General features: G+C 67.2%; 15 protein-coding genes and 1 tRNA gene. 5 read left to right on the top strand and 11 right to left on the bottom strand.

Annotation, left to right across the window (positions count from 1 at the left end):
• Position 1 precedes the first annotated feature (1 nt).
• Positions 2–1,396: an MCE family protein gene (locus tag AB431_RS00090; RefSeq protein ID WP_047328234.1), complete on the top strand. Its 1,395-nt coding sequence runs from the start codon at positions 2–4 to the stop codon at positions 1,394–1,396.
• A gap of 25 nt (positions 1,397–1,421) precedes the next feature.
• Here AB431_RS00090 and cwsA read toward each other — a convergent pair whose 3' ends face one another.
• Positions 1,422–1,829, bottom strand: coding sequence for a cell wall synthesis protein CwsA (gene cwsA / locus AB431_RS00095; RefSeq protein WP_047328235.1), 408 nt, complete (start codon positions 1,827–1,829; stop codon positions 1,422–1,424).
• 106 nt (positions 1,830–1,935) lie between these two features.
• Here cwsA and AB431_RS00100 point away from each other — a divergent pair, with 106 nt between their 5' ends.
• Positions 1,936–2,463, top strand: a complete 528-nt coding sequence (locus AB431_RS00100; RefSeq protein ID WP_047328236.1) for a peptidylprolyl isomerase — start codon at positions 1,936–1,938, stop codon at positions 2,461–2,463.
• Positions 2,464–2,535: 72 nt separating this feature from the next.
• Here the strand turns inward: AB431_RS00100 and AB431_RS00105 are convergent, their stop codons facing one another.
• Both AB431_RS00105 and crgA read right to left on the bottom strand, forming a co-directional pair.
• Positions 2,536–2,952, bottom strand: a complete 417-nt coding sequence (locus AB431_RS00105; RefSeq protein ID WP_047328237.1) for a PH domain-containing protein — start codon at positions 2,950–2,952, stop codon at positions 2,536–2,538.
• A gap of 157 nt (positions 2,953–3,109) precedes the next feature.
• Positions 3,110–3,391, bottom strand: a complete 282-nt coding sequence (crgA, locus tag AB431_RS00110; protein ID WP_047328238.1) for a cell division protein CrgA — start codon at positions 3,389–3,391, stop codon at positions 3,110–3,112.
• Between the two features lie 49 nt (positions 3,392–3,440).
• On the opposite strand from crgA, the gene AB431_RS00115 reads away from it, so the two are divergent.
• Together AB431_RS00115 and AB431_RS00120 are read left to right on the top strand one after the other, a co-directional pair.
• Positions 3,441–4,232, top strand: a complete 792-nt coding sequence (locus tag AB431_RS00115) for a DUF881 domain-containing protein (RefSeq protein ID WP_047328239.1) — start codon at positions 3,441–3,443, stop codon at positions 4,230–4,232.
• A gap of 28 nt (positions 4,233–4,260) precedes the next feature.
• On the top strand, positions 4,261–4,983 hold the full coding sequence (locus tag AB431_RS00120; RefSeq protein ID WP_047328240.1) for an aminodeoxychorismate/anthranilate synthase component II: 723 nt from the start codon (positions 4,261–4,263) through the stop codon (positions 4,981–4,983).
• On the opposite strand, the gene pknB is transcribed toward AB431_RS00120, so the two are convergent.
• The 7 genes from pknB to AB431_RS00155 all read right to left on the bottom strand — a co-directional run bounded on the left by pknB (position 4,961) and on the right by AB431_RS00155 (position 14,632).
• Complete coding sequence (gene pknB / locus AB431_RS00125; protein ID WP_047328241.1) at positions 4,961–6,832, bottom strand: Stk1 family PASTA domain-containing Ser/Thr kinase; 1,872 nt, start codon at positions 6,830–6,832, stop codon at positions 4,961–4,963. The two genes, AB431_RS00120 and pknB, sit on opposite strands and share 23 nt — an antisense overlap.
• Positions 6,829–8,106, bottom strand: coding sequence for a serine/threonine-protein kinase (locus AB431_RS00130; protein ID WP_047328242.1), 1,278 nt, complete (start codon positions 8,104–8,106; stop codon positions 6,829–6,831). The genes pknB and AB431_RS00130 overlap by 4 nt, the downstream gene beginning before the upstream one ends.
• Before the next feature lie 46 nt (positions 8,107–8,152).
• The gene (pbpA, locus tag AB431_RS00135) at positions 8,153–9,628 is read right to left on the bottom strand and encodes a D,D-transpeptidase PbpA (RefSeq protein WP_047328243.1); all 1,476 of its coding nucleotides are present in this window, start codon (positions 9,626–9,628) and stop codon (positions 8,153–8,155) included.
• Positions 9,625–11,028 carry an FtsW/RodA/SpoVE family cell cycle protein gene (locus AB431_RS00140; RefSeq protein WP_047328244.1) on the bottom strand — a complete coding sequence of 468 codons (1,404 nt, stop codon included), beginning with the start codon at positions 11,026–11,028 and terminating at the stop codon, positions 9,625–9,627. Before AB431_RS00140 ends, pbpA begins: the two co-directional genes overlap by 4 nt.
• Entirely contained in the window at positions 11,025–12,569 is a 1,545-nt protein-coding gene (locus AB431_RS00145; protein ID WP_047328245.1) for a PP2C family serine/threonine-protein phosphatase, read from the bottom strand. The genes AB431_RS00140 and AB431_RS00145 overlap by 4 nt, the downstream gene beginning before the upstream one ends.
• Positions 12,566–13,033, bottom strand: a complete 468-nt coding sequence (locus tag AB431_RS00150) for an FHA domain-containing protein (protein ID WP_047328246.1) — start codon at positions 13,031–13,033, stop codon at positions 12,566–12,568. Before AB431_RS00150 ends, AB431_RS00145 begins: the two co-directional genes overlap by 4 nt.
• 150 nt (positions 13,034–13,183) lie before the next feature.
• Positions 13,184–14,632, bottom strand: coding sequence for a DUF3662 and FHA domain-containing protein (locus AB431_RS00155; protein WP_047328247.1), 1,449 nt, complete (start codon positions 14,630–14,632; stop codon positions 13,184–13,186).
• A 225-nt stretch (positions 14,633–14,857) separates the two neighbouring features.
• On the opposite strand from AB431_RS00155, the gene AB431_RS00160 reads away from it, so the two are divergent.
• Positions 14,858–14,940: transfer RNA gene (locus AB431_RS00160), tRNA-Leu, on the top strand.
• A 52-nt stretch (positions 14,941–14,992) separates the two neighbouring features.
• Here AB431_RS00160 and AB431_RS29300 read toward each other — a convergent pair.
• Positions 14,993–16,189 carry a diguanylate cyclase domain-containing protein gene (locus AB431_RS29300; protein ID WP_158423489.1) on the bottom strand — a complete coding sequence of 399 codons (1,197 nt, stop codon included), beginning with the start codon at positions 16,187–16,189 and terminating at the stop codon, positions 14,993–14,995.
• Positions 16,190–16,300 lie beyond the last annotated feature (111 nt).

Here is a 16,300-nt window from a genome sequence, read left to right on the forward strand (position 1 = left end):
CATGCCCCCGTTGACTCTGCGCATTCGCCTCCAATTGGCGATCTTCGTCGTGGTCGCGGCGGTGTTCGGGGCCGCGATGGTCTTCGGCTACATCAGGTTGCCGGCCATGTTCGGGATCGGGCGCTACCAGGTGGTCGTCGAGCTACCGCGCACCGCGGGCGTCTATCCCGGGGGCAACGTCACCTATCGAGGTGCTGAGGTCGGCCGGATCAAAGACGTGCGGCTGACCGACACCGGCGTAGCGGCCGTGCTCTCGCTGAAGTCCGGGATCGCCATTCCCTCGGACCTCGACGCTCAGGTACACAGCCAATCGGCGGTCGGCGAGCAGTACATCACGCTGTTGCCGCGACGCGACTCGCCGCCACTGCACAACGGCGATGTCATTCCGGCCGATCGCACGTCGGTCCCGCCGGACTTCGACGCCGTACTCGACAGGCTGAACACCGGACTGAAGGTCATCCCCCACGATGACCTGAAGACGGTCGTCGACGAGTCCTACACCGCGTTCGGCGGGCTGGGACCCGAGCTCTCCCGGATGATCGTCGGCGGCGGTGAGCTCGCGGCCGGCGCCCGCCAGAACCTCGGCCCGCTGCTGACCCTGATCGACCAGTCGAAACCGATCCTGGACGCGCAGACCGACTCTGCGGACTCCGTCCACGCGTGGGCCGCTCAGCTCGCCACGATCGCCGGGCAGCTCAAGGGCAACGACGCAGCCGTCAAAGATCTTCTGCAACAAGGCGGCCCGGCCATCGAGGAGGCCCGATTGCTTCTCGACGAGGTGCGGCCCACGGTACCCATCATCGCCGCCAACATGGCGAGTGTCGCCCAGGTGGCGCTCACCTACCAGCCGGGTGTGGAGCAGCTCCTGGTTCTGCTGCCGCAGGCCGCTGCCACCGCGCAGGCGATCGTACTGGCCAACCGGGACACCCAACAGCCGTACCGAGGGCTCTACCTGAGTCTGAACCTGAGCCTCAACCAGCCGCCGCCGTGTACCACCGGCTTCCTTCCGGCCCAGCAGCAACGCGCGCCTGCGCTACAGGACTCTCCGGACCGTCCACCCGGCGACCTGTACTGCCGGGTGCCGCAGGACTCGCCGCTGAGTGTGCGCGGTGTGCGGAACATCCCCTGCACCACCCGGCCGGGCAAGCGCGCGCCGACGGTGGCGATGTGCGAGAGCGACCAGAACTACATTCCGCTCAACGACGGCTTCAACTGGAAGGGCGATCCCAACGCCACGTTGTCGGGCCAGGGGGTTCCGCAATTGAACGGCGCCGAATACGACCCGGCCACCGGAGTGTTCGCCGGACCCGACGGGCAACAGTACACCCAGAGCAACCTCGCACCCGGCGCGAAGCAACCCCCGGATTGGCAGTCGATGTTGTTACCCGGCAGCTGAATTCGGCTCCGGGGGCCGCGGTGGGCTAGAGCTTGGGGGCGACCTCGACGCTGGGCGGCAGCGGCGACGGCTCGGGGGCAGCGGACCGCCGCGTGATCACGAAGGCGACCACCCCGCCCACCGTCGCCAGGCCCAGGAAACCGAATACGAACAGCCGGCGGCGACGGCGATGCTGTGCCTTGCGGGCTTCGGCAAGCATTTGAGGCAGCTCGGCCACGACCTGCTTGACGGCTTCGACTTCCGCGGCGACTTCGTGTTGCACGGCCCGCGCTTCTCGGGCGCGGCGTTTGATGGCGCCGGCGGCCGACTCCGCCGAATGCGCGGTGATGCCGACCACTCCTCGGGTGATGTCCACCGGACCGACCGCGGTGTAGTGCAACCCGCGGTTGAGCCGTTCGCGCGACGTGAGCTTGGGTTCAGTCCTGCGGCCCATGGGGTCCTCCCGGCGCTGGCGGTGCGTTGACGGCTCAACACTGCCACAGCGCTCGAAGGGTGGCCGCGGGATCGGGCAGACGACCCTAGTGGCACACTGAGATCCCGTGACGAGCGACATCGCAACCGCAACAGCGACCCTGCACACCAACCGCGGCGACATCAAGATCGCCCTGTTCGGTAACCACGCCCCCAAGACCGTCGCCAACTTCGTTGGCCTGGCCCAGGGCACCAAGGAGTACTCGACGCAGAACGCGTCGGGCAGCACCTCGGGACCCTTCTACGACGGCGCCGTCTTTCACCGCGTCATCGACGGATTCATGATTCAGGGCGGCGACCCGACCGGCACCGGCCGCGGTGGCCCGGGCTACAAGTTCGCCGACGAATTCCACGGTGAACTCCAATTCGACAAGCCGTACCTGCTGGCGATGGCCAACGCCGGCCCCGGCACCAACGGCTCGCAGTTCTTCATCACCGTCGGCAAGACCCCGCACCTGAACCGTCGGCACACCATCTTCGGTGAGGTCGTCGACCCGGAGTCGCAGAAGGTCGTCGACGCGATCGCCACCACGGCCACCGATCGCAACGACCGTCCCACCGACGATGTCGTGATCGAGTCGATCACCATCTCCTGACTCGACCTTTGAAGTAGCACTGAGAGCGAAGATTCTGCGGAATCTTCGCTCTCAGTGCTGTTTCGCGGTGAGCTAGCGGCCCGCGAAGCCGGCGTCGGTCAGTGCGTCCAGGACGTCGACGGGATCTGTGCCAAGGTCCCATCGGCTGAGCACGATCAGCCGGTCAGCGGTCGTGTCGATCTCCAGCAGTTGCGTCTTGCGGCCTATCCGCCGGAACTCGGTGATCCGGATCAGGGTGATGTCCGCGTGCCGCAATGTCTGAGTCCGGAACCACCCGCGGTACACCAGGGCATCGCCGGTGATAGCCAGCCGGGGTCTTGCTCGCCATGATCCGATCGCGAACGCCGCCAGTCCCACCGCAGCGATCCCGGTGAGAATCCGGCCCGGCGGGTCTGTGACGACCGTCACACAAACGATTGCCATAAGAATCGCCGCGATCCCCAGAGCAGCGATGGCGGGAGATTTCGGCGCCCATTCAGTTTGCTGCATGGGGTCTTCCGGCACCTCTACCGTGGCCGATGCAGTTATCCACAGGTGCTATCAACAATGGGGATGAATCACACGCGTGTGATTGGGTGACCAGGAGGTTGCCAGCCTCAAAACGGTGCTTGCACAGCATGGATCCACTAGGGTGTCCTCGCCTGCTTCAGCGCCACCGCATGGTGAGCAACAGTCCCGTGATCATGAAGCCGAACGCTATCGCATAGTTCCACGGACCCAGCTTGGCCATCCACTGCAGTGCGCTCGGGGTGTCGTAGCCGGAGGCGGCGAGCTGGAACACCAGCAGCCAGGCCAGACCGATCAGCATCAGGCTGATGAACAGCACGACGAACCACACGCTCGACGGTCCGGCCTTCACCTTGACCGGAGTGCGGCTCACCGGATTGATCGTGAAGTCGTTCTTCTTGCGAACCTTGGACTTGGGCATGGGTACCTTCGGGCCGGGATCTTCTGCGACGATGGTGCGCAGATCGCTTATGAGATTAACGCAGCGGCGCCGTGACCCGACAACTCCGGCGGCAGCGACGACGGGTGCCAGACGCTCGCCGTGGCGGATTGGCGTCCCGGTGGTATGCCTGCTGGCCGGCGTGCTGCTGGCCGCCACACACGGCGTCTCGGGCGGCAGCGAGATCCGTCGAAGCGACTCCCCCCGGCTCGTCGACCTGGTGCATGACACGCAGAAGTCGGTCGATCGGCTTAGCGCGCAGCGGGACGCGCTGTCCGGCCAGGTCGACTCCACCCACGGCGGCGGGTCCGGCACGGCGCTGGCCGCCATGCAGGCAAGGGCCGATGAACTGGCCGCCTCGGCGGGGCTGAATCCGGTGCACGGGCCCGGGCTGGTGGTCACCCTGTCCGACGCCCAGCGCGACGCCAACGGGCGCTTCCCGCGCGACGCCTCCCCGGATGATCTGGTGGTCCATCAGCAGGACATCCAGGCCGTCCTCAACGCCCTGTGGAGCGCAGGCGCGGAGGCGATCCAGATGCAGGACCAGCGCATCATCGGAACCTCGGCCCCGCGCTGTGTCGGCAACACCCTGCTGCTCAACGGGCGGACCTACAGTCCGCCGTACACGATCACCGCGATCGGCGATGCGTCCGCGATGCAGGCGGCCCTGGCAGCCGCTCCGCTGGTGACCCTCTACAAGCAGTACGTCGTGCGGTTCGGCCTGGGTTACACCGAGCAGGTGCGCGACGACGTCCAGGTCGCCGGCTACACCGAGCCGGTCCGGATGCGCTATGCCCAGCCTGCGGGGCCGCTGGGCTACTGACCCGATCCACCCCGGGTAACCTGGCCTGATGCAGGTTCTGGTCGTCGACAACTACGACAGCTTCGTGTTCAACCTCGTCCAGTATCTGGGCCAGCTCGGGGTGGACGCGCAGGTCTGGCGCAACGACGACGCCCGCCTGGCCGACGAAGCGCACGTCGCCGCCGAATTCGACGGGGTCCTGCTCAGCCCCGGTCCCGGCACACCGGAACGCGCCGGCGCCTCCATCCCCCTGGTTCGCGCGTGCGCTGACGCGGGCACTCCGCTGTTGGGTGTGTGCCTGGGTCACCAGGCGATCGGTGTGGCATTCGGCGGGACGGTCGACCGCGCGCCCGAGCTCCTGCACGGTAAGACCAGCACCGTCTACCACACGAATATCGGTGTGCTGCACGGACTTCCGGACCCGTTCACGGCGACGCGGTATCACTCGCTGACGATCCTGCCGGAGACCATGCCGGCCGAGCTCGAGGTGACCGCCCGCACCGACGGCGGCGTCGTCATGGGTGTGCGGCACGTCGAGCTGCCGATCCACGGCGTCCAGTTCCACCCGGAGTCGATCCTGACCGAGGGTGGCCATCGAATGCTGGCCAACTGGCTGGGCTACTGCGGGCGGGCTCCCGAGGAGTCGCTGGTTCACCGCCTCGAGCAAGAGGTCGCCGACACCGTGCGGCACGCACTCGGAGGGCAGGAGCGCAGCGACTCAGGGATCAACGCCGGCGGCGAGCTATCGGCTACGACGCAAAGCTCAGCGTGATCGTCGCGCCGAAGTTCACGGCGCTACCCGCCGAAGGGTTCTGCGAGACAACCGCATTGGACCGCTGACCGCTGTTCTGGACGTCGCCGCCCTTGTCCAGTACACCGGTCCAGCCCAGGCCCCGAAGCCGTGGCTCGGCGTCCGTCCAGAACATGCCTCGCAGATCCGGCATCACGAACTGGTTGCCCTTCGACACCTTGATTTGAATCGCGGTGTCTTGCGGGACGGTCTGGCCGTTGGCCGGATCAGTCCCCACCACCTGGCCGGACGGCTCGGTGCTGTCGGTTGGCACAGGCAGCGTGTTCAAGAAGCCCGATGCGGTGAGAATCTGCTTCGCGACATCGATCGTCTGCCCGGCCACGACGGGCACCTCGGCGGTCTGGGGCCCGTTGCCGATGACGATCGTGATCTCGTTGGTGATCGCGGAGGTCTGGTTGGCGGGCGGAACCGTGGACAGCACCTTGTCCTTCTGGTCCGGGGTGGACGCCGAGTTGGTCTGCTTGAACTTGCCGAACCCCGCGTCGGTGAGCTTCTTGACGCATTCGGCGTAGCTCAGATTGGCGCAATCCGGCACCTCGACCTGCTTCGGACCGGTCGACACGTTGATCGCCACATCGTCACCGGCGGCGGCCATCGAGTTGGCCGGCGGATCGGTGTCGATGACTTTTTCGGGCGGCACGGTGTTGTCGGGCTTGGTGTTGGTGTGGATCTTGAAGCCCTTGTTCTGCAGCGCCGCGATCGCATCGGCCGACGCCTGGCCCCGCACATCCGGTATCTGCACGTTGCGCGGGTTTCCGCTGACCATGTTGATGCCGATGGTGACGACGACGGTCAAGACGGCGAGCACTGCGACGACGATCAGCCAGCGACCGATCGAGCCGCCGGCGCGGTCGTTGTCCACCGCGCGCGGGATCTCGTCGGTCTCATCACCACGAGGGGCCACCGGCGGTGCGGCGTTGAGCAGCGAGGTCCGCTCCGCCGCGCTGAGCACCTTGGGCGCCTCGGGCGCTTCCCCGTTGTGGACCCGCACCAGGTCCGTGCGCATCTCTGCCGCGGTCTGGTACCGGTTGTCCGGGTTCTTGGCCAGCGCCTTGAGTACCACGGCATCGAGCTCGGCCGAGATGCCGGAGTGTTTCTGCGACGGCGGCACCGGATCCTCGCGCACGTGCTGGTAGGCCACCGCGACGGGTGAATCGCCGATGAACGGCGGTTCACCGGTCAGGATCTCGTAGAGCACGCAGCCCAGCGAGTAGACGTCCGATCGCGCGTCCACCGGCTCGCCGCGAGCCTGCTCCGGCGACAGGTACTGGGCAGTGCCGATCACCGCCGCGGTCTGGGTGACGCTGTTGCCGGCGTCGGCGAGAGCACGCGCGATGCCGAAGTCCATCACCTTCACCGCACCGGTCTTGGAGATCATGATGTTCGCCGGCTTGACGTCACGGTGGATGATGCCGTGCTGGTGGCTGAAGTTCAGCGCCTGACAGGCGTCGGCGATGATCTCGATCGCCCGCCGGGTCGGCATCGGGCCGTCGGTGTGGACGATGTCGCGCAGCGTGACGCCGTCGACGTACTCCATCACGATGTACGGCAGCGGTCCGTTCGCGGTCTCCGCCTCACCGGTGTCGTAGACGGCCACGATCGCGGGATGGTTCAGTGCGGCGGCATTCTGCGCTTCCCGGCGGAAGCGCAGATAGAAGCTCGGGTCGCGGGCCAGGTCGGCGCGCAGCACCTTCACCGCGACATCGCGATGGAGGCGGGTGTCGCGGCCCATGTGCACCTCGGACATGCCGCCGAAGCCGATGATCTCGCCCAGTTCGTAGCGGTCGGACAGGTGCTGTGGGGTGGTCATCGCGGTTTCTCGTCGGTGGGAACAGCCTCGGACAGGGCAGCGATAGCCACAGTGGCAGCGCTGAATCGGGGTACCCCGATCTGTCCTCCAGGATTACCGGCGATGTGATGATCCGTCCAACCGGATGGCGCGGCCTGGCTCGTGGGCGTGACGGTGTCGGTGACCGTCTGCTCGACCGGCTTGTTGTCCTTGCGGTCGCGATCGGCGAGCACGATGAGTATCGCGCTGATGATCGCCAGGGCGCCCAGTACTCCGGCGGCCCACAGCAGAGCGCGCTGGCCGGAGGAGAACGTGCGTCGCGGTGGCGGCGGACGGTGTCCACCGGTGTTGGCACGCGGCCGGGTCCCGGTCGCGGGCGCGGCGGGCAGGCGCGGCGAGCTGCCCGGGATCGACGCGGGGGTGGCGCGGATGGTGGGCGCGGAGTTCGGCCGGGGCGGACGGCGGCCGGCCCGCACGGCGGCCACCGCGTCGGCGAACTGCCCGCCGTTGCGGTAGCGCATGCCCGGGTTCTTCACCAGGGTGATCTCGATCAGCTCGCGCACGTTCGGCGGCAAATCGGCCGGCAGCGGGGCAGGTGTTTCTTTGATGTGCTTCATCGCGACCGTCAGCGCTCCGTCGCCGATGAACGGTCGCTTGCCCGAAACCGCTTCGTAGCCAACAACTCCCAGTGAGTACACGTCGCTGGCGGCGGTGGCGTCATGGCCCAGGGCCTGCTCGGGGGCGATGTACTGGGCGGTGCCCATCACCATTCCGGTCTGGGTGACGGGGGCGGCGTCGACGGCTTTGGCGATACCGAAGTCGGTGAGCTTCACCTGACCGGTCGGTGTGATGAGGATGTTGCCGGGCTTGACGTCGCGGTGCACCAGGCCGGCGGCGTGCGCCACCTGCAGCGCGCGGCCGGTCTGCTCCAGCATGTCGAGGGCATGCCGCAGTGACAGCCGTCCGGTGCGCTTGATCACCGAGTTCAGCGGCTCACCGTTGATGAGTTCCATCACCAGGTAGGCGGTGCGGCCCTCGCCGTCCATGTCGGTTTCGCCGTAGTCGTGCACAGCGGCGATGCCCGGGTGGTTCAGCATGGCGACCGTGCGCGCTTCGGCACGGAACCGCTCGACGAACTCGGGGTCCGACGAGAACTCCTGCTTGAGCACCTTCACGGCGACCCGACGGCCGAGCCGGCTGTCGACGGCCTCCCACACCTGGCCCATGCCACCGGTCGCGATCAGCCGCTGCAGCCGGTACCGGCCGGACAGCGTCACTCCTACGCGGGGGCTCATTGCTCGCCTCGCTTCGCTCGGATGCAGGGGCGCGTTGCTCGCCGACTCATGACGCCCCCTGCAACGCCGCGGCAATCGTCGCGCGGCCGACGGGGGCGGCCAGCGCACCGCCGGTGGCATTCAGCCGATCACCGCCGTTCTCGATCAGCACGGCCACGGCCACCTTGGGGCTCTGTGCTGGGGCGAAGGCGATATACCAGGCATGCGGCGGAGTGTTGCGGGGGTCGGTACCGTGCTCGGCGGTGCCGGTCTTGGATGCGATCTGCACGCCGGGGATCGCCCCTTTCTGCTGGGTCATCTGTTCGGCGCCGACCATCAACTCCGTAAGTTTAGCCGCGACCTGCGTCGATACGGCACGCCGCTGTTGGGCAGGTGCCGCCGTGCTGATGTTGGACAGATCCGGACCCTTGAGGCTGTCCACCAGGTACGGCTGCATCATCACACCGGAATTCGCGATCGTCGCTGCCACCAGCGCGTTCTGCAAAGGTGTCACCGCCACGTCTTTCTGGCCCATGCTCGACATCCCCAGGGCTGCGGCGTCGGAGATCGGGCCGATGGTCGACTCCGCCACCTCCAACGGGATCGGCGCAGGTGGGCTGTCGAACCCGAATGCCTGCGCGGTGTTGCGCAGGGCGTCAGCCCCCACCCGGATACCCAATTCGACGAAGGCTGTATTGCAGGAGCGGGCGAACGCCTCCCGCAGCGACGCGGTGGGCGCACTTCCGCACGGGGTACCGCCGTAGTTCTCCAGGCTGGCCGTGCTGTTCGGGAGCTGGATCTGAGGGGCACTGGTGAGCTGCTCTTTGTCGGTCACGCCGTTCTGCAGCGCGGCGGCGGTGGTGATCACCTTGAATGTCGAACCGGGCGGGAAGGTCTCGGCGATCGCCCGGTTTGTCAGTGGCGAACCGGGATCGTCACGCAACTGCTGCCAGGCGTTGCCCTGTTCCTCGGCGTCATGGGTGGCCAGCAGGTTGGGATCGTACGACGGTGAGGACACCATCGCCAGGATCTTCCCGGTGGACGGCTCCAGGGCCACCACCGATCCGCGGCACCCACCGTTGCAACCCCGCTGCATCGCCTCCCACGCGGCCTGCTGGATGCGGGGCACGATCGTGGTGTCGACGTTCCCGCCGCGGGGGTCGCGGCCGGTGAAGAAGTCGGCCAGCCGGCGCCCGAACAGCCGCTGATCGGAACCGTTGAGGATGCCGTCCTCGGCGCGCTCGAGCCCGGTGCTGGAGTACCGCAGCGAGTAGAAACCCGTAATCGGTGCGTACACAAAGGGATTGGGATACACGCGGAGGAACCGGTAGTGGCCGTTGGTGGACACCGAATAAGCCAGCAGCTGTCCGCCTGCGGTGATCTGGCCACGCTGGCGCGAGTATTCGTCGAGCAGCACTCGCTGGTTGCGGGGGTCAGCGCGCAGGCCGTCGGCACGGAAGACCTGGGTGATCGTCGCGTTGAACAACAGCAGCACGATCAACGCCATGATCATCACCGAAATGCGGCGCAGGGAGGTGTTCATACGCGCTCGATCACCTCGGTGCCGGCCGCCGCGATCGATGTGTGCGGGTTGGTGATGATCGGACGCCGCGCCGCGTGCGAGATCTTCACCAGGATGGCCAGCAGAAGATAGTTGGCCACCAACGACGATCCGCCGTAGGACATCCACGGTGTGGTCAGGCCGGTCAGCGGGATCAGCCCGGTGACACCCCCGACGACGATGAACAGCTGGATAGCCAGCGTGGAGGCCAGCCCGGCGGCCAGCAACTTGCCGAAGCTGTCACGCACGGCCACCGCCGTGCGCAGCCCACGCACGATCACGATCGTGTAGAGCATCAGCACCCCGGCCAGGCCGACCAGGCCCAGCTCCTCACCGATCGCGGCGATGATGAAGTCCGTCGAAGCGGCGGGCACGGTGCCCGGCTGTCCGTTGCCCAGCCCGGTGCCGAAGATGCCACCGGTGGCAAAACTGAACTGGGACTGCACCATCTGATAGCCGGCGCCTTCGGGATCAGCGAACGGATCCAGCCAGGTCTGCACCCGCACCCGCACGTGACCGAACAGGTAGTAGGCCACCACACTGCCCGCGGCGAACAGCGTCAGGCCGATGGCCACCCAACTGAACCGCTCGGTCGCGATGTAGACCATCACCAGGAACGAGGCGTACAGCAGAAGCGAAGTGCCCAAATCTTTTTCGAAGACCATGACACCGACGGAGACGATCCAGGCCACCAGCAGCGGGGCGAGGTCCCGCGGGCGGGGGACGTCGGTGCCGAGGAAGTGCTTGCCGGCGCTGGTGAACAGATCGCGCTTGGCCACCAGCACAGCGGCGAAGAAGATCAGCAGCAGAATCTTGGAGAACTCGGCCGGCTGAATACTGAAGCCCGGGAGCCGAATCCAGATCTTGGCGCCGTTGGTCTCGGAGAAGTGGCTGGGCAGTAGCGCCGGGATCGCCAGCAGGACCAGGCCGACCAGTCCGCAGGTGTAGCCGTAGCGGGCCAGAATGCGGTGGTCCTTGAGGAAGACGACCACCAGGGAGAAGCCGAGCACGCCGACGAGGGTCCAGAGCATCTGTTGCTCTTCGCTGGGCCCGCGTTGCGGGGCGATCGCGCCACCGATCAGATCGAGGCGGTGGATCATCACCAGGCCAAGTCCGTTGAGGAGTGCGACAACTGGCAGCAGCACTGGGTCGGCGTAGGGGGCGAACCGCCGGATGGCCAGGTGCGCGCACACGAACAGGGTGAGGAAGGCCAGCGTGGAACTGGCCAGATCCCAACTGATGCCCTGCTCCTGGTTGGCCTCGACGATCAGCAGTGCCACCACGGTGATGAACGTGGCGAAGCACAGCAACGCGAGCTCGGCATTGCGGCGAGTCGGTGTTGCCGGTGCCACCGTGATGGGTGCTTGGGGCTGGGTACTCATGCCGCCGCCCGGCAGTCGGTGCCCGGTTTCTGCGGCGCTGCGGGCAGTTGCGTCACGGTCGGCGACGGGCTCGGGGGCGGCATCGGCGTGGCGGAAGGGGCTGTAGCCGAGCCACTTTCGGTCGGAGCGGGGGCGGGCGGGGGTGTCGGTGCCGGCGTTGCCGATGGGGCAGGAGCCGGCGTGGATGTCACTGCCGGGGTGGGAACGGGCGCCGGCCCCGGCGCGGGAGCCGGAGCCGGGGGCGGGGTGGGCGTCGGTGTGCTGCTGGGTGGCGGGGCGCACGGCGGCAACACCGAGCTGTGGGCGAGTTCCCGCAGCTGCCCGATCGCATCGTCGAGGCTGCCCGCCGGCAGCCCGGCCGAGACCTGAGCGCGCTCGGAAGGCCGCAGGTCCTGTAACCGCATCAGCTGGCAGCCCAGCGAGTCGGTCGGCTGGCCATAGCTGATCTGCGAGAGCTCATTTCGGTCGTTGAGGCAGCCGAGCAGGTAGGGGTCCTGCAGCGGATAGCCCAGAATCGAGCCCTGGATGCCGCGCATGATCGCGACCGTGCCGTTGTAGGCGCTGACGTAGTAACTGCTGCGGATGATCTGGCGCCCAACCGCCAGTCCGGCGAGGACGACCAGCAGGATCAGCGCGACGGCGATGATGATCCGCCGGCGCGACCGCGGTTTCGGCGGTGGCTCGGGCTCAGCCACGACCCGCTTGGCGGCTGCGGGCCGCGGAGCGATGGCAGACGCTCGGCCTGCCGCGGTATTGGGTGGCGCGACGTGGTCGTCGTCTCCGGAGACGGCACCGGCCAGGATCGGCTGGGTCTGCCCGCCGTAATCGTGATCGACGACATCGGCGACCACCACTGTGACGTTGTCCGGACCTCCGCCTCGCAGCGCGAGCTCGATGAGACGGTCGGCGCTTTCGGCGACGTCTTCTATCTGGAGCGCCTCCAGGATGGTCTCCTGGCTGACCGGGTCGGACAGGCCGTCGGAGCACAGCAGATAGCGGTCGCCCTCCTTGGCCTCCCGCATGATGAGCGTCGGCTCCACCTCGTGGCCGGTGAGCGCGCGCATGATCAGCGAGCGCTGCGGGTGGCTATGGGCCTCTTCGGCGGTGATACGGCCCTCGTCGACGAGGGTCTGCACAAAGGTGTCGTCCTTCGTGATCTGCGTCAGCTCGCCGTCACGCAACAGATAGCCGCGGGAGTCGCCGATATGGACGAGCCCAAGTCTGTTGCCCGCGAACAGGATTGCAGTCAGTGTGGTGCCCATGCCCTCGAGCTCGGGTTCCAGCTCGACGTGCGCGGCAATGGCCGAGTTACCGTCGCGCACCGCGCCGTCGAGCTTGCTCAGCAGATCGCCGCCGGGCTCGTCGTCGTCGAGGTGCGCCAGCGCGGCGATCACCAGCTGGGAGGCCACCTCGCCGGCGGCATGGCCGCCCATCCCGTCGGCCAGGGCGAGCAGCCGGGCGCCGGCGTAGACGGAGTCTTCGTTGTTGGCGCGGACCAAACCGCGGTCGCTGCGGGCGGCGTAGCGCAGGACAAGGGTCACGGGCGCAGCTCGATTACCGTCTTGCCGACGTGTACCGGCGTGCCAATCGGAACGCGTACTGCGGTTGTCACCTTCGCCCTGTCGAGGTATGTGCCGTTGGTCGATCCTAGGTCTTCCACGTACCACTCGGAACCGCGCGGCGACAGCCGGGCGTGCCGGGTGGAGGCGTAATCGTCGGTCAGCACCAGCGTGGAGTCATCGGCGCGCCCGATCAACACCGGTTGGCTGCCCAGCGTGATCCGGGTGCCGGCCAGCGCCCCGTCGGTGACCACGAGATAACGTGCGGCATGCCGCTGCTGGCGGGACGGCAGCAGAGCACCGCGCAGCGCCAGGCCCCGGCGGACCATCACCGCGCCGGTGGGTGCGTAGATGTCGTTGCGCAGGATGCGCAGCACCGACCAGATGAACAGCCACAACAACAGCAGGAAGCCGGCGCGCGTCAGCTGCAGTACTAACCCCTGCATCCGGCGTCCTCTCCGTCCTCATGCCCCGCTCGCCGTTCTCGCGATACCAGCAGGCACCGGGCCGACTTCGGCACCGTCACGATACTTGGACGCCGATGGGTGCGCGGGTGAAGCCACTCCGCGTCAACCAAGCTGTGACCCCCGCCGACCTCAGTGAACGCGGACGATGATCTCGGAGTGCCCCAGCCGGATGACGTCTCCGTCGGCCAACTGCCACTCCTGCACCGGGGCGTTGTTCACCGTGGTCCCGTTGGTGGAGTTCAGGTCCGACAGCAGCGCGACCTGGCCGTCCCACCGGATCTCCAGATGCCGGCGCGAGACGCCGGTATCGGGCAGCCGGAACTGGGCGTCCTGGCCGCGGCCGATGACGTTGGCGCCTTCGCGCAGCTGGTAGGTGCGTCCGCTGCCGTCGTCGAGCTGCAGGGTGACCGCATGCCCGGTCGACGGGTAATCACCCTGGGCGGGCGGCTGTGCGTATCCGCCGTAGCCACCACCGGCGGGCTGGCCGTAGTCGTAGTCGCGACCGCCCTGCTCGTAGCCGCCCTGCTCGTAACCGCGGCCAGCCGGCTGACCGTAGTCCGGCTGACCGTAGTCCGGGCGGCCGTAGCCGCCGCCCGGCTGACCGTAGCCACCTTGCTCTGGGTATCCACCCTGATCGGGGTAGGCGGGCCGGGGCTCGGGGCGACCATAGCCGGCATCCTCGTGCCTACCGGGGCCGCGGCCGTAGTCATAGTCACCTGCCGGCGGACCCTGCGGGGGATAACCGCCGCCCTGCGGCGGGCCGTAACCCTGGCCGCCGTATCCCGGGGGCGGTCCCTGACGGTAGCCCTGGTCGTAACCCTGGCCCTGGTCATAGCCCGGGCCGCTGTAGCCACCGGCCGGTGGGCGCTGCTCATAGCCCTGGCCGCCGTAGCCCTGGCCGCCGCCGTAGCCGCCCTGCTCGGGATAACCCGGCCGCTGGCCGTACCCCTCGTTGGGCGGCGGAGCGTAGCCGCCCTGCTCGGGCGGATAGGGAGGGCGCTGCTCGGGGGCGCCGCGCTGCTCGTCCTGCGGCCGCGAATAGCGCTCGTCGTAGTAATCGTCGCCGGGCCGCCCCTGACCCTGGTCGCCTCGGTAGGTGGGGTCGTTGCTCATCGCTGGTACTCCTGGTTCTGCGGTGTACGCCTGGTTCGATTCTGGCGGGGCGGTTGTGGCTCGGGACGGGTGGGGGTCGGCGTCAGGGTTGACGACGCCGCGCGCACGGTACTGGCCGGTGTGCAGATTCGGCGACTGCTCGAACCTAACGACCAGCTCACCATACGTTTGCCATCCCTGTTCACGGATGTAGCCGCCCAAGTGTTTGGCAAAAGTGTCCGTGGTGAGATCACGATCGGCGCTGACCTTCGCAAAGTCAGATGCACTGAGGGTAATGACGTACTCATTGGGGGCCAAAAACTTGTCGCGTGGAAGTGTCTGTACACCGGCAGAGGCTTCCCGCCGCAGCGCGGCTTCCACCTCCGCGGGGACGATCGATCCGCCGAACACCCGAGCGAACGCGTCACCCACGGTGTTCTCGAGTCTGCGCTCGATGCGTTGAACCAGACCTCTCTGGTTACTCATCTCACCGCCTAGCTCGAGTACCTGCACGTGGTGTGTCGACCCCTGTTCACCTTGATGGTATCGGCCCAGGTCGACGCGCCGTCACCATGAGAATTCTGAGAATCGCGTTACACCTGGTCAGGGCATCGGCGACAGGCCTGGGACGGCGGCCGCTAGGCTTGAATGAGCCGCGGGCGCGAGTTGAGGTTCACCCCCTCGACCGTGATACGCTCCCTCGGTTGTTTCGGGCGAGTGGCGGAATGGCAGACGCGCTGGCTTCAGGTGCCAGTGTCCTTCGGGACGTGGGGGTTCAAGTCCCCCTTCGCCCACAATGTGGAGAAAATCCCCGGCTTCCGGCCGGGGTTTTTCTGTTTGATGCAGTTACGGATCGAGACCGGCGACGGCATTGCGGCCGGCTTGCTTGGCCTGATACATCGCGGCGTCGGCCCGAGCGCTGACCGCCGCACTCGGCTCGCCGGGTACCGACGAGGTGGCGCCGATGCTCAGGGACGTGTTGATCGTCAAACCGAATTGATGGATCGGTTCGGCGGCCAGCCCGCGGATCCGTTCGCCGACCTCGACGGCGTCCTTGGTGCTGCCGACGCCCGGCAATAAGACAAGGATCTCGTCACCGCCAATTCGCCCGACGGTGTCGTCCAGGTGGACGCATTCGCGCATCCGGGCCGCGATCGTCGACAGCACCGCGTCACCGACGGCGTGGCCCCAGGTGTCGTTGATCTGCTTGAAGTGATCGATATCGCAATACAGGACGCCCAGCCGCGAACCGGGTTGCTTCAAAGCGGTCTCGAAGCGGGCCATGGTCTCGGCTCGGTTGACCAACCCGGTGACGCTGTCGAAGCGGGCAAGTTCGCGAAGCCGGTTACGCATATCGTCCACGGCAGCCGAAATCTGCGCGATCTCGCGGGGCCCGCCCCGGCCGATGGGCTGGTCGTAATCGCCGTCCGCTACGGCGCGGACCGATCGCACCAACCGCGAGACAGGCTGGGTGAGCATGCGCCGCACGACGACGATGCACCCGATGACGCTGGCCACCAGGATGCTCATCGCAACCCATTGGTTGTTGTTCGACGTGCGCAGCACTGAGCCGATGTGTTCGATCTCGGCGCTGATGAGCCTGTCGAGCCGAGCATTGAGTGCGCGGAACCGTTCTCGAAGCGGATCGAACAGATTCTTCGCGTCGAGGACCATCTGATCGAGCAGGGATCGCGGGATGGATCCCGTTCGCAGCGCGAGGATCTGGGGTTCTGCCGCGTGGCTGCGCCACAACGCCGCTGCCGCCATCTCATCCTGGAACAAAGCGCGTAGGTCAGCGGCGTACGGGAGACCTTCGATTTCCCGCCGGAGCTCAGGTACCACGCGGTTGACCGTGGCGGTCCCGGCTTCAAACAACTCGAGCGCAATCGGATTGCCGGTCAGTAGATACGCCCGCTGGCCGGTCTCCTGGTCGACGAACGCGCGACTCAGTTCAAAGCTGTGGTTCCTGATCGGGATCAGGCGGTCACCGAGTTCGTGGAGAGAGTGCCCGATCGTGATTCGACCGACTATCGACGCGGCCATCGTCGCAACGAAAACCACCGTAATGACGCCGACACAGCAAAAGATCAACGCTCGCAGGGATGGCCGCCGTCTGCTCGAACTCACCACAGCGTCGACCATAAGTCACCAGGT

The sequence above is a fragment of the Mycobacterium sp. EPa45 genome (genome assembly GCF_001021385.1).
GTDB lineage: Bacteria > Actinomycetota > Actinomycetes > Mycobacteriales > Mycobacteriaceae > Mycobacterium.